Genomic DNA, 13,768 nt, shown 5'->3' with positions numbered 1-13,768 from the left:
CGCAACACTCGTTCACATTGTCGATGCCGGCTGCCTACGCGATGTCGGTCGGCTGGTGCGCGCGTTCCAGATCCTCGAGAAACGCTTCCACGAGCGGATTGCCGCGCCCGTTGCGCGCGACGACCATGTGGAACGTGACGTCGTAGCGCAGTTGCTCCGGATTGAGCGGCGCGAGCAGCCCCTGCGCGACGTAGGGCGCCGCGAAATGCTGCGGCAAGTAGCCGAGGTGGTGGCCGGACAGGATCAGCAGCGCGACGGCCTCCATGTTGTCGGCCGTCGCGGTCACGCGGTCGGGCGTCGTCGACATCTGCGCTTCGGGCAGCGGATACGAGCGCCACGCCCATTCGAAGCCCGCGACGTCGGCCGGCGTCAGCGCGCCGGCGCCGTCGAACAGCGGATGGCCGCGCCCGCAGTACGCGACCTGGCGCTCGATGAACAGCGGCGTGTAGTGCAGCGACGGCACCCGGTGCCAGAAGTAGCCGACCGCGATCTGGATCTCGTCGCTCAGCAGCTTCTCCTCGAGATCGCCCGGCGCGCGCACGGAGATCGAGAAGCGCACGGCCTCGTCGCGCGTGCGGAACGCGGCGATCGCCTCGGCGATCCGCGCGTTCTGGCTCACCGGCGTGTGGCCGATCAGGCCGATGTGCAGCGTGCCGACCAGCTGGCGGTCCATGTGCCGCGCGGCCATCCCGAATTCGTCGAGCGCCGCGAGCAGCTTGCGGCTCATCGCGTGAAACCGCTCGCCCTTCGGCGTGAGCCGGAACCCGCTGCGGCCGCGCTCGCAGAGCCGGTAGCCGAGCCGCGTCTCCAGCGACGAAAGCTGCGCGCTGATCGTCGACTGCCCGACGTTCAGCACGGCCTGCGCGGCCGACACGCCGCCCGCGTCCGTGACCGCGAGAAACACGCGGATCAACCGCAGATCGAGGGTCGACAGATTCCCCAGCACGTTCATCCCCTTCCATACATCGATGAAAATCGATGTTTACGTCGATATCTTCGCATTCTTCTTTCCCGGCGGAGCGCGTAAAACTGTGCGACAAGCCGCGTCGCATGATACGGCAACCCCACATCGGAAGAGACAGCCCATGAACGACCACACCCATTTCCAGCCGCTCGGCGGCAATGAAATGCCGCGCTGCGGCGGCATCGCGACGATGATGCGCCTGCCGCACGTGGCGAGCGCCGAAGGCCTCGACGCCTGCTTCGTCGGCGTGCCGTTCGACCTCGGCACCTCCAACCGCACCGGCGCACGCTTCGGCCCGCGCCAGATCCGCACCGAATCCGTGCTGCTGCGCCCGTACAACATGGCCACGCGCGCCGCGCCGTTCGATTCGCTGCAGATCGCCGACATCGGCGACGTCGCGATCAATCCGTACAACCTGCACGATTCCATCGCGCGCATCGAAGCCGCGTACGACGCGATCCTCGAGCACGACTGCAAGCCGATCACGCTGGGCGGCGACCACACGATCGCGCTGCCGATCCTGCGCGCGATCCACCGCAAGCACGGCAAGGTTGCATTGATCCACGTCGATGCACACGCCGACGTGAACGACACGATGATGGGCGAAAAGATCGCGCACGGCACGCCGTTCCGCCGCGCGGTCGAGGAAGGCCTGCTGCACGGCGACAAGGTCACGCAGATCGGCCTGCGCGGCACCGGCTACGCGGCCGAGGATTTCGACTGGTGCCGCGAGCAGGGCTTCCGCGTCGTCCAGGCCGAGGAATGCTGGAACAAGTCGCTCGCGCCGCTGATGGAAGAAGTGCGCGCGCGCGTCGGCGATACGCCCGTCTACATCAGCTTCGACATCGACGGCATCGACCCGGCCTACGCGCCGGGCACCGGCACGCCGGAAATCGCGGGCCTCACGGTGCCGCAGGCGCTCGAGATCATCCGCGGCGCGAAGGGGCTGAACATCGTCGGTTGCGATCTCGTCGAAGTCGCGCCGCCGTATGACCCGTTCGGCACCACGGCGCTGCTCGGCGCGAACCTCGCCTACGAGCTGCTGTGCGTGCTGCCGGGCGTCAAGTACCGCGACTGATTCCCGCGCCACCCCCTATTCCAAAATCAAAGGATTCCAGAGGAGCACTTATCAAGATGGGGACTTCCGTCAAGCAACCCAAGCGTGCGGCGCTCGCGTCGTTCGTCGGCACCACGATCGAGTGGTACGACTTCTATAGCTACGCGACCGCCGCCGCCATCGTGTTCGGGCCGCTGTTCTTTCCCGGCGAAAACCGCTTCGTCAGCCTGCTCGCATCGTTCGGATCGTTCGCGGTGGGCTTCTTCGCGCGCCCGCTCGGCGGCGTGATGTTCGGCTATCTCGGCGACCGCTTCGGCCGCAAGCGCTCGCTGCTCGCGACGCTGATGCTGATGGCCGTGTCGACGGTCGCGATCGGCCTGCTGCCGACCCACGCGCAAGCCGGTGTGATTGCTCCGGTCCTGCTCGTGTTGATGCGGGTGCTGCAAGGCATCGCGGTCGGCGGCGAATGGGGCGGCGCGGTGCTGCTCGCCGGCGAGCATGCGCCGGAAGGCAAACGCACGTTCTTCGCGTCGTTCGCGCAGCTCGGCAGCGCGAGCGGCCTGATCCTGTCGATGCTCGCGTTCGGCGCGATCAGCACGCTGTCGAAGGAAGACATGATGAGCTGGGGCTGGCGCGTGCCGTTCCTCGCAAGTTCCGTACTACTGATCGTCGGCTTCGTGATCCGCGCAAGCGTGTCCGAATCGCCCGAGTTCGAGGAAGTCAGGAAGAGCGGCAACATCGCGCAAAAACCGCTGCGCGAAGCGCTCAAGTACTGGCCGTTGCTGCTGCTCGCGATCGGCGCGAACGTGTACGGCATCGCCGGCGTGTATTTCAGCAACATCTTCATGATCAGCTACGCGACGCAGTTCCTGTCGCTCGACCGGTCGATGGTGCTGCATTGCATGACGATCGTCGCGGTGCTGCAGTTCGTCGTGCAGCTCGCGGCCGCGTTCCTCGCGCAGCGCTTCGGCACCACGCGCGTGCTGCTGATCACCGGCGCATGGGCCGCGATCGTCCCGTTCGTGATGCTGCCGCTCGTGCACATGGGCACGCCGCTGTCGATCACGGTGGGCGTCGGCCTCGCGACGCTCGCGGAATCGGGCTACTACTCGGTGGTCGCGGGCTTCGTCAGCGGCATCTTCGTCGCACGCATCCGCTACACGGCGATCTCGATCGCGTACCAGGTGTGCGGCGCGCTCGCCGGCGGCCTCACGCCGCTCGTCGCGACCATCATCGCGCAGAACACCGCGCCGCAATGGTGGCCGCTCGCGCTCCAGTACACGAGCGCCGCGCTCCTGTCGTCGCTGTGCGTGTGGCTGATCTCGCGCCGCGTCAGCATCGACGATGCCGGCGCGCCCGGCAAGACCAACGAGCCGCTGCCGCGCGGCGCACGCACGGCATAACGCAAGTGCACGCATGACGCCAAACGGCCCGCTTCCGCGGGCCGTTTTTTTTGCCGTCCGATCTTCGATCGCAACGGCGGCGTGCAGTGCGCTCGCTGCGTTATTGCACCTGGCTGCGCAGCGTCTTCGCGGCAGCGACCATGTTCGTCAGCGCCGGAATCACTTCCGCCCACTGGCGCGTCTTCAGCCCGCAGTCCGGATTGACCCACAGACGCTCCGCCGGAATCCGTTCCGCCGCCTTCCTCATCAGGCCGACGATATGTTCCTGCGTCGGGATGTTCGGCGAGTGAATGTCGTACACGCCCGGCCCGATCTCGTTCGGATACTTGAAGTCGTCGAACGCATCGAGCAGCTCCATGTCCGAGCGCGAGGTCTCGATCGTGATCACGTCCGCATCCATGTCGGCGATCGACGCGATGATGTCGTTGAACTCCGAATAGCACATGTGCGTATGGATCTGCGTGTCGTCCTGCACGCCGTTCGCGGTGATGCGGAACGACTCGACCGCCCACTTCAGGTACGCGCCCCATTGCGCACGGCGCAGCGGCAGCCCTTCGCGCAGCGCGGCCTCGTCGATCTGGATCACGCGCACGCCGGCCTTCTCGAGATCGAGCACTTCCTCGCGGATCGCCAGCGCGAGCTGGTAGCACGACACCGAGCGCGGCTGGTCGTCGCGCACGAACGACCAGTTCAGGATCGTCACGGGGCCGGTCAGCATGCCCTTCATCGGCTTGTTCGTCAGCGACTGCGCATACGTGATCCATTCGACCGTCATCGCCTTCGGGCGGCTGATGTCGCCGAACAGGATCGGCGGCTTCACGCAGCGCGAACCGTATGACTGCACCCAGCCGAACTGGCTGAACGCGTAGCCGTCGAGCTGCTCGCCGAAGTACTCGACCATGTCGTTGCGCTCGGCTTCGCCATGCACCAGCACGTCGAGTTCCAGTGCTTCCTGCTCGCGCACGCTGCGTTCGATTTCAGCCTGCATCGCGGCCCGGTAGCCCGCATCGTCCAGCGCACCGGCCTTGAACTGGCTGCGCGCGTGACGGATTTCGCCGGTCTGCGGGAACGAGCCGATCGTCGTCGTCGGGAACGCCGGCAGCTTCAGGCGTGCCGACTGCTTCGACGCACGCTGCGTATAGGGGCTCACGCGGTTGCCGAGCTGCGCGTCGATGCGGGCGATCGCGGCCTTCACCGCCGGGTTGTGCACGCGCGGCGAGTGGCGGCGCGAATGGATCGCGGCAGCGTTCGCGGCCAGTGCATCGGCCACCTTGTCGCGGCCTTCGTTCAGCGCGGTCGCGAGCACCTTCAGCTCGTCGAGCTTCTGCAGCGCGAACGCGAGCCACGAGCGGATTTCCGCGTCGAGCTTCTCCTCGCTCGCGAGATCGACCGGCACGTGCAGCAGCGAGCACGACGGGGCGAGCCACAGGCGATCGCCCAGTTGCTTCGCGAGCGGCTCGAGCCAGTCGAGCGTCGCGTTCAGGTCCGTCTTCCAGATGTTGCGGCCATTGATCGCGCCAACCGACAGCACGCGCTCGGCCGGCAGTTCACGCACCAGCGCGTCGACTTCGTCGCGTGCGTTGATCGCATCGACATGCAGGCCGTCGACCGGCAGCGAACTCGCGAGCGCCAGGTTGTCCTGGAGCTGGCCGAAGTAGGTGGCGAGCAGCAGCTTGATGCGACGCGTTTCCAGCGCCGCATAGGCGGTGCGCAATGCCTGACGCCACTCGGCGTCGAGTTCGGTGACGAGAATCGGTTCGTCGATCTGCACCCATTCGACGCCCTGCGCGGTCAGCGTGTCGAGCAGCGCGCCGTACACGGGCAGCAGCTTCGGCAGCAGCGCGAGGCGGTCGGAATCGTCCTTCGCCTTGCCGAGCCACAGGTACGTGACGGGGCCGAGGATGACCGGCTTCACGGCCACGCCCTGCGCCTGCGCTTCCGCCAGTTGCTGGAGCAGGCGCGACGGGTCGAGCGAGAAGTTCGTGTCCGCGTGAAATTCCGGCACGATGTAGTGGTAGTTCGTATCGAACCACTTCGTCATTTCACCGGCCGAGACCCCGCCGCAGCACGCCGCATGCTCGGCCGCCGACTGCGCCGAACGGCCGCGCGCGACGCGGAAATAATTGTCGAGCACATCGCCGTGGAAACCCTGCACGCGCTTCGGCAGGTTGCCGAGCGTGAAGCTCATGTCGAGCACCTGATCGTAGAACGCGAAGTCGCCGATCGGGGCCAGGTCCAGGTCGCGCTGGTCGTTCCAGTGACGCTGGCGCAGCTCGGCGCCGAGCGCCTTCAGCTCGTCGCGCGACGATTCGCCCTTCCAGTAGCGTTCGAGACCGAACTTGAGTTCGCGCTTCGCACCGATGCGCGGGAAACCGAGGTTGTGTGTCGTGACCATGAGCTGCCGTCCAGAAGAAGTGAAGATCCGGCAGCCATCATAGGGATTTCATTCCATGAAATAAAATGGCATTATTTCATTCATCCATTAAATCTGTTCATGTATCCGTTGCGCGAGCGATATCCATGCTGGAACGATTCCATCTCGTCGTGATCCGTGAAGTCGAGCGCCAGGGCTCACTGACCGCGGCCGCCCACGCGCTGCACCTCACGCAATCGGCACTCAGCCACACCGTCCGGAAAATTGAGCAGCAGCTCGGCACGCCGATCTGGGATCGGGAAGGCCGCGGCCTGCGGCTCACCCAGGGCGGGCAGTATCTGCTGAAGCTGGCGAACCGGCTGCTGCCGCAGTTCGAGCTCGCCGAGGAGCGGATGAAGCAGTACGCGAAGGGCGAGCGCGGCACGCTGCGCATCGGGATGGAGTGCCACCCGTGCTACCAGTGGCTGCTGAAGGTCGTGTCGCCGTACCTGTCGCGCTGGCCCGACGTCGACGTGGACGTGAAGCAGCGCTTCCAGTTCGGCGGCATCGGCGCCCTGTTCGGCTATGACATCGACGTGCTCGTGACGCCCGATCCGCTGAACAAGCCGGGCCTGCGCTTCGACCCCGTGTTCGACTACGAGCAGGTGCTGGTGGTCGCCGATTCGCACCGGTTCGCGAACGCCGATTACGTGACGCCCGAACAGCTGACCGACGAGATCCTGATCACCTATCCGGTCGAAACCGACCGGCTCGACATCTACAACCAGTTCCTGACGCCGGCCGGCATTGTGCCGAGGCGGCACAAGTCGATCGAGACGACCGACATCATGCTGCAGATGGTGGCGAGCGAGCGCGGCGTGGCCGCGCTGCCGAGATGGCTTGCCGACGAATACGCCGACCGGATGCCGGTCGTGCCGGTCAAGCTCGGCAAGAAGGGAATCGCAAAGCAGATCTTCCTCGGCATCCGCGAAGCGGACGCATCGATCGACTATCTGGCCGCGTTCGTCGCGCTGGCGCGCGAATCGACGGGGAGCGCGCCACGCATGCTGCGCTAGGCGTGCCCCGTTGCCGTGCGCGTCAGGCGGCGCGCATGCCGATGCGTTCGCCGCGCTCGACCCATGCGCCGAACAGCAGGCCGATCGTCGTCCACATGATCACCTGCATGCCGATCGCCGCCACGCGGAACTTCCACAGCAAGGCCGCCGGGAAATCGGCCGGCAACTCGCTGACGGACGGCAACCCGATCTGCACGGCCGCGATGATCGCGACGAACACGAGCCCGGCGACGATCGACGCGTTCCACTGGCCGAGCTTCGCCAGCAGATGGCGGCGCACGCTGACCGAGAACACCATCGTCGCGACGGAAATCGCGATCATCAGGAAGAACAGGCCCGTGCGATAGCCGATCGTGTCGGGGTCGCCGACCGACGGCGGATTGGCCGGGTACTTGAGGTTCGGCACGATCACGAGCGCGATGAACGCCGCCAGCGCGAGCCACGCGGCCAGCGGACGGGCCGGGAGGCGGCTGCCTCGCCCGTAGGCATACGCGAAGACCAGCGAGAACAGCCCGCCGAATGCCGCGCCATAGGTCACGACGCCCGTCAGCAAGCCGAGGCCGGCCTGCGTGTGGCGGCTGACCAGCTCCGGCTCCGGTGCGTCGCCCTTGGCGGCGTCGGCTTTTTCTTCAAAGGAGATTGCCTGATCGACTTGCGGTTCGCCGACGACCTTTGCGAAACCGAACGTGAGGAGGCCTGCGGCGATGCCTGCGAGCATCCCGCGCATGAGCAGCTTTCCGACCATCGTGAACTCCGCGTCAGTGGCAGGGGAAGCCGAGCAGGTGGCGGCCGTCGTGGACGAATTCGTGGACGTACATGCCCGGCACGAGCGACGTCGCACCTTGTTCCGCGCCGACGAAATAAAGCGCGAGCAACAGGATCAGGCCGACGAACACGGCCCACGGCAACAGTTCACGGACGGGGATGGGCGCCGGCACGACCGCCGGCCTCAGCACTGCTTCGCTCATGGATGCACCTCAGGGGAATCGCGCCCCGACAAATGTTGGATGGATACGAAGGCAGGTCTGGCTTCCGGGATCATCGATCACCGGTTACAGTGGCGCGACCGCGCCGGGCTTGCACCGGCTTCCGCGCTTCGTATCGGGCGAATTGTACGCGCGAACGTTCGCGTATTGAAGAAGCGCTGCCAGGCGGACACGTGCGCCCGTCCCGGATCATCCGAAAACCGACATGAACATGCCTACCTCGCTGCGCCTGATCGCACACGCATCGACCCGGGCGATGCGCACCGGCACGTTTCCCGACGACGATCCGCTCGATACGCGCGGGCTCGCCGAAGCCGCTGCGCTACGCGGCCGGTGGGCAGGTACCGCCGGCGCGCTCGCGCTGTGCAGCCCCGCATGCTGCGCGCGGCAGACCGCCGATGCGCTCGGACTTCATGTCGACATCGACGACGCACTGCGCGACATCGATTACGGCAACTGGCGAGGCCAGCGCCTGCACGACCTCGCACGCGACTTGCCGGACGAACTGGACGCGTGGATCGCAGACCCGTCAGCGTCGCCACACGGCGGTGAATCGTTCGAAGCAGCCATGCACCGCGTCGGCACGTGGTTGAACGCGCTGCGGCAAGATCGCGACATCGTCGCAATCACGCATGCGCCAATCGTCCGCGCGGCCGTCGCCCATGTGCGGCGGATGGATTCGAAGGCAGCGGCCCGCATCGACGTCGCGCCGCTGTCCTGCACGACGCTTGTTGCGTCGCCGAACGGATGGACGTTGAGCACGGACGGCAACGCGTAGAGCGCTATTGCGCTCACTATGTGGACGACGATGCGGGCTGGCGCGTCACGTTGCGCATACACGCCTTCAATCGCCTTACGCATCGGCAAGGCACACCGTGCGTGGTTCCGACTGTCATCAAACTGACTGCTGGCCGCAGATAGGATCGGACGCGGTTCCCTCACGAGATGCCGTCATGAATCAACCTGCTTCGTCCGCACCGAACAACCCGGGCTCCGTCGAACGCACCAGACAGGTCGGCTATGCCGTCTTCCTGCTGGTGCTGGCGCTCGGCGCGCTCTACATCGCCACGCACCTGATCGACGATCTGGCTCCGGTCCGCGAAGGGAAACTGTTCCCGTACCTGCTGCTCGGCGCCGCGCTGCTGATCGCACTCGGCTTCGAATTCGTCAACGGCTTCCACGACACCGCGAACGCGGTCGCCACCGTGATCTATACGCACTCGCTGACGCCGAACGTCGCGGTGATCTGGTCCGGCATGTGGAACTTCCTCGGCGTAATGGTCTCGAGCGGTGCCGTTGCGTTCGGCATCCTGCAGTTGCTGCCGGTCGAGCTGATCCTGCAGGTCGGCAGCGGCGCGGGCTTCGCGATGGTGTTCGCGCTGCTGATCGCCGCGATCGTGTGGAACCTCGCGACCTGGTATTTCGGGTTGCCGTCGTCGAGTTCGCATACGCTGATCGGTTCGATCATCGGCGTCGGGCTGATGAACCAGCTGATGCACGGGCCGTCCGGCACGAGCGGCGTCGACTGGGGCCAGGCGCTCGGTGTCGGCAGGTCGCTGCTGTTCTCGCCGATCGTCGGCTTTCTGTGCGCAGCGCTGTTGCTGCTCGTACTGAAGACGCTCGTGCGGGTTCCGGAGTTGTACAAGGAGCCGCCGAAAGACCAGCCGCCGCCGTTCTGGATTCGCTGCCTGCTGATCCTGACCTGCACGGGCGTGTCGTTTGCGCACGGTTCGAACGACGGGCAGAAAGGGATGGGGCTCATCATGCTGATCCTGATCGGCACGGTGCCCACCGCCTATGCGCTGAACAAGGCCGTCACGCCGGCCGAGACGCAGACCTTCGTGGCGGTCGCGAACCAGGCGGCCGCGACATTCGGGAAGTACACGAACGGCGTCGCGCCGTCCGCGAACCCGCGTGCCGACGTCGAGCGCTACGTGCAGCATCGCGAACTGACGCCTGCAGTGCTGCCGGCCGTCCAGCAGCTGTCGACATCGCTCGCGACCGCGGTCGGCGCGTCGGGCTCGATGGCAGACGTGCCGCAGCGCGACGTCGACAACGTGCGCAACACGATGTATCTGGTATCCGAAGCAATCCGCCTGATCGAGAAGTCGGGTCAGCCCGCGTTCGCGGCCGACGACAAGCTGGCGATCGACAACTATCACAAGCAACTCGACCACGCGACCAAATTCATTCCGACGTGGGTGAAGGTTGCCGTCGCGATCGCGCTGGGCCTCGGCACGATGGTCGGCTGGAAGCGGATCGTCGTGACCGTCGGCGAGAAAATCGGCAAGCAGCATCTGACGTACGGACAAGGCGCATCGGCCGAACTCGTCGCGATGCTGACGATCGGCGCCGCCGACGTGTACGGATTGCCCGTGTCGACGACACACGTGCTGTCGTCGGGTGTCGCGGGCACGATGGCGGCGAACGGCTCCGGGCTGCAGTGGAGCACGGTGCGCAGCCTCGTGCTCGCGTGGGTGCTGACGCTGCCGGCGTCGATCGTGCTTGCCGGCGGGCTCTACTGGTTGTTCCGGTCGATGGCTTGATTCACGTTGCGACGGGTGGCCGGTGAGCCGGCCGCCTGTCGTGGAAGATTCGCCGCTCGCTTCTCCGCCTCTCCGCCTCTCCACACTGATACGTCGCCGCCTTCGATGTGTCCGTGCGCGTCCCGTGCCTTTCCCTCTTGCTTCCGAATTGAAGCGCAAGATCTGGAGCGCGTCTGCACACGAACGTCGCTAGACTGGGTTCATCGACTTTCTTCGTGGCTCCAACCGTGCGCGCAATGCTTCCGGGCATTCCGCACGACTCGCGCCACATCGCTGACGAACCAAGGGACGCCCGTGAACATCGCCGATCTGCAACCTGCCGTCGAATCGCCGGACATCGCACAACGCGTCGACGCCATCGACTGGCCGACTGTCGGCGCCGAACTCGATCGCTATGGATGCGCGCGTGTGCCGGGCCTGATTTCCACGAACGAATGCGATGCGCTCGCGTCGCTCTATCCACGGGATGCGCTTTATCGTTCACGCGTCGTGATGGCGCGGCACGGATTCGGCCGCGGCGAATACAAGTACTTCGCGTACCCGCTGCCCGCAGTCATTGCCGAGCTTCGCACGACGATCTACCCGCATCTCGCACCCATCGCGAATCGCTGGAACCAGGCACTCGGAATCGACGTCCGCTATCCGAACGACCACACGACATTCCTCGATCGCTGCCGGGCGGCGGGGCAGACGCGACCGACGCCGCTGATCCTGCAATACGGTCCCGACGACTACAACTGTCTCCATCAGGATCTTTATGGCGAGCACGTGTTTCCGCTGCAGGTCGCGATCCTGCTGTCGGCGCCGGGCCGCGATTTCACGGGCGGGGAATTCGTGTTGACGGAACAGCGGCCACGCATGCAATCACGGGCGGAAGTGGTGCCGCTGATGCAAGGCGACGCGGTGATCTTCGCCGTGCATGGCAGACCCGTGCAGGGGACGCGCGGCGTCTATCGCGTCAACCTGCGCCACGGCGTGAGCCGGATTCGCAGTGGCCACCGTCACACCGTCGGCATCATCTTTCATGACGCGCAGTGACGGCAGCGAGGACGAGCGTGGTGCCGTCCCGACGTTCGTCACGCGGATGATTTCCGGTTCGCGCGGGGAGCACCGCGTTACGCTATTGCCCCCACGCCCGCAGCAGTGACAAATGGCCGACTGCGCTGACCGTCAGGCCATCGTAGCCACAACGAATCGACGTTTCGGGTGAGCGACGAAAAACAGTCGCGCTCACCTGTCGCGGTGCAAATTGGATGCACCGTTCGACCTACCCTCGCGCCACACTCGCCCGCAGCCGATCGCCTGCATCGGAAGCCAGCCGCGCATAACCCGGCAACGTCAGCAGCGCGAGCACGCCGGCCGCGACGAATGCCCAGCGGAAATCGTCGAGCACGTAATGCATGCCGGCCGCATCGCCGCGCACCAACGCCGCGAGCCGCAGCGACAATGCACCGAACGCGATCCCCATCCCGATCGTCATCTGCTGTGCGGCACTCCACAGCGTGCTGGCTGCACTCGTCTGATGAGCCGGGATATCCGCATAGGCGAGTGTCGCGAGCGTCGTGAACTGCATCGACCGCGTGAGTCCGTAGACGAATACGACGAGCAGCGTGATCGCCAGCGGCGTCGACGCGGTCAGCCAGCCGCACGCAATCGTGAAGATGCCGACAATTGTCACGTCGACGAGTGCAACGCGCCGGAAACCATATCGGTCGAGAATCCACGACGTTCCCGCCTTCATCCCCAGATTGCCGAGCGCACTCGCGAGCAGCAACAGGCCGGACTGGAACGGCGACAACCCGAAGCCGATCTGGAACAACAGCGGCAGCAGGTACGGCACGGCGTTGATCGCCATCCGCGTGACCGAGCCGGAGATCACCGTCACAGAGAAGGTCGGCACCTTCAGCGTGGTGAAGTCGAGCAGCGGATGCGCGCAGCGTCGCGCATGCCACCACGCGGCCGCGCCGAACAGCACGCTCGCCCCCACCAGGACGCCCGCGCGCGTGAAGTCGACATCCTGCTGGCCGGCCGCTTCGGTACCGATCAACAGACAGGTCAATGCACCGCCGGCCAGCACGAATCCAGCCCAGTCGAGCGGCCGTTGCTCGTCGGCGCGCGTGTTCCGGACGATCAGCCAGGTACAGACGAGCGCGGCAATACCGAACGGGACGTTCAACAGGAAGATCCAGCGCCATGACGCATAGGTCGTGATGAAGCCGCCGATCGGCGGCCCGACGACAGGCGCGACGATGCCCGGCCACGTGATCGTCGCGATCGCTCGCATCAGTTTCGCCTTCTCGGTGCTGCGCACGACGATCATCCGTCCGACCGGCACCATCATCGCCCCGCCGATACCCTGCAGCAGCCGTGCAGCCGTGAACGTCACGACGCCTTCGGACAGCCCGCACAGCACCGACGCACCGGTAAAGACGACAATCGCACTCGCGAATACCGTACGCGATCCATAGCGGTCCGCGATCCAGCCGCTGATCGGGATGAACACCGCCAGCGCGAGCATATAGGCCGTCATCCCGAGGCTCAGCGCGTTCGGACCGACACCGAACGAGCGCGCCATTTGCGGCAGCGCGGTCGCGATCACGGTCGTGTCGAGGTACTCCATGAAGAACGTTGCGGCGACGAGATACGGCAAGAAGTCGGTCGTCCGACCACCTTGGGCAGGGCTGTCAGTCATGAACTGTGCGAGAGACGGAATACGGAGGACACCGACCGCCAGCGGATGCCTGAAAGCGCCGGGAATCGGGACGAATGGCGATATTACCCCGAAGGGCCTGCTCCCCGCTCTGCCGCGCATGCCGTGCGAACGGACTTTATGCGCATAGATTTTTATGACGATTTCGTGGTGGGTTCGCGGAAGGGCGCACACCGATCAAGTCGACAGGGTTCGTCGAAAGACCAGCGGATGAAGCAGGGAATTTTCGCCAGAAGGCGGCATTTATCGACCATCTTCGACGAACGTCGCGCATCGTCGATCATCAAAACATCGCCCCTGGATGTATCAACATCGACCGGATGCTGACTGATGGGGGATCGGCATGGTACGTAGAGAACGTACCGAGGATATCAAAGGTGCTTGGCGGCGGATTGCTCGAGGATGGCAGATACCTGATCTGCGACCGTCGGCCGTCTCGGCTCCGGTCGCAGTATTGCTTGGCCAGTGTCGTACATTTCCGTCGCTGAAATGCAAAAACCCCCGCCTTTCGGGCGGGGGTTCTTGGCTTAGGGAGCCTGACGATTACCTACTTTCACACGGGAATCCGCACTATCATCGGCGTAGAGTCGTTTCACGGTCCTGTTCGGGATGGGAAGGGGTGGGACCGACTCGCTATGGTCATCAGGCAAAGAGGGTTGTTGCGCTGGCTTCG

The 13,768-nt window shown here is 65.4% G+C and carries 11 protein-coding genes, 1 rRNA gene and 1 riboswitch; of the genes, 6 read left to right on the top strand and 6 right to left on the bottom strand.

Translation table 11 applies throughout. The features are described from left to right. Positions 1-34 precede the first annotated feature (34 nt). Entirely contained in the window at positions 35-946 is a 912-nt protein-coding gene (locus PQB87_RS19605) for a LysR family transcriptional regulator (RefSeq protein WP_027790528.1), read from the bottom strand. Positions 947-1,085: 139 nt separating this feature from the next. Here PQB87_RS19605 and speB point away from each other — a divergent pair, with 139 nt between their 5' ends. Together speB and PQB87_RS19595 are read left to right on the top strand one after the other, a co-directional pair. Next, the gene (gene speB, locus PQB87_RS19600) at positions 1,086-2,042 is read left to right on the top strand and encodes an agmatinase (protein WP_021161147.1); all 957 of its coding nucleotides are present in this window, start codon (positions 1,086-1,088) and stop codon (positions 2,040-2,042) included. 56 nt (positions 2,043-2,098) lie between these two features. Continuing rightward, positions 2,099-3,424, top strand: coding sequence for an MFS transporter (locus PQB87_RS19595; protein WP_059648919.1), 1,326 nt, complete (start codon positions 2,099-2,101; stop codon positions 3,422-3,424). A 100-nt stretch (positions 3,425-3,524) separates the two neighbouring features. Here PQB87_RS19595 and metE read toward each other — a convergent pair whose 3' ends face one another. Beyond that, positions 3,525-5,819: a 5-methyltetrahydropteroyltriglutamate--homocysteine S-methyltransferase gene (gene metE, locus PQB87_RS19590; protein WP_489243522.1), complete on the bottom strand. Its 2,295-nt coding sequence runs from the start codon at positions 5,817-5,819 to the stop codon at positions 3,525-3,527. A 125-nt stretch (positions 5,820-5,944) separates the two neighbouring features. On the opposite strand from metE, the gene PQB87_RS19585 reads away from it, so the two are divergent. After that, a complete protein-coding gene (locus PQB87_RS19585) occupies positions 5,945-6,853 on the top strand; it encodes a LysR family transcriptional regulator (protein WP_027790525.1) in 909 nt (302 codons plus the stop codon). Between the two features lie 22 nt (positions 6,854-6,875). On the opposite strand, the gene PQB87_RS19580 is transcribed toward PQB87_RS19585, so the two are convergent. Together PQB87_RS19580 and PQB87_RS19575 are read right to left on the bottom strand one after the other, a co-directional pair. Beyond that, positions 6,876-7,598 carry a CbtA family protein gene (locus PQB87_RS19580; protein WP_027790524.1) on the bottom strand — a complete coding sequence of 241 codons (723 nt, stop codon included), beginning with the start codon at positions 7,596-7,598 and terminating at the stop codon, positions 6,876-6,878. Between the two features lie 13 nt (positions 7,599-7,611). Next, on the bottom strand, positions 7,612-7,821 hold the full coding sequence (locus tag PQB87_RS19575) for a CbtB domain-containing protein (protein ID WP_059685285.1): 210 nt from the start codon (positions 7,819-7,821) through the stop codon (positions 7,612-7,614). A gap of 33 nt (positions 7,822-7,854) precedes the next feature. Beyond that, a riboswitch (cobalamin riboswitch) is annotated at positions 7,855-7,996 on the bottom strand. A 48-nt stretch (positions 7,997-8,044) separates the two neighbouring features. Between PQB87_RS19575 and PQB87_RS19570 the strand changes: the two genes are divergently transcribed. From PQB87_RS19570 to PQB87_RS19560, 3 genes are all read left to right on the top strand, one after another. Further along, positions 8,045-8,617 carry a histidine phosphatase family protein gene (locus PQB87_RS19570; RefSeq protein ID WP_489243521.1) on the top strand — a complete coding sequence of 191 codons (573 nt, stop codon included), beginning with the start codon at positions 8,045-8,047 and terminating at the stop codon, positions 8,615-8,617. A gap of 175 nt (positions 8,618-8,792) precedes the next feature. Next, positions 8,793-10,385, top strand: a complete 1,593-nt coding sequence (locus PQB87_RS19565; protein ID WP_489243520.1) for an inorganic phosphate transporter — start codon at positions 8,793-8,795, stop codon at positions 10,383-10,385. A 294-nt stretch (positions 10,386-10,679) separates the two neighbouring features. Continuing rightward, complete coding sequence (locus PQB87_RS19560) at positions 10,680-11,423, top strand: 2OG-Fe(II) oxygenase (protein WP_059487883.1); 744 nt, start codon at positions 10,680-10,682, stop codon at positions 11,421-11,423. Between the two features lie 229 nt (positions 11,424-11,652). On the opposite strand, the gene PQB87_RS19555 is transcribed toward PQB87_RS19560, so the two are convergent. Both PQB87_RS19555 and rrf read right to left on the bottom strand, forming a co-directional pair. Then, positions 11,653-13,077 (bottom strand): MFS transporter, encoded by a 1,425-nt coding sequence (locus PQB87_RS19555; protein ID WP_174416255.1) that lies wholly within the window; start codon positions 13,075-13,077, stop codon positions 11,653-11,655. Positions 13,078-13,629: 552 nt separating this feature from the next. Beyond that, positions 13,630-13,742: ribosomal RNA gene (rrf, locus tag PQB87_RS19550) — 5S ribosomal RNA — on the bottom strand. Positions 13,743-13,768: the final 26 nt, after the last annotated feature.

The sequence above is a fragment of the Burkholderia sp. KL41 genome, assembly GCF_057005415.2.
This window is presented reverse-complemented; position numbering and strand designations above follow the sequence as displayed.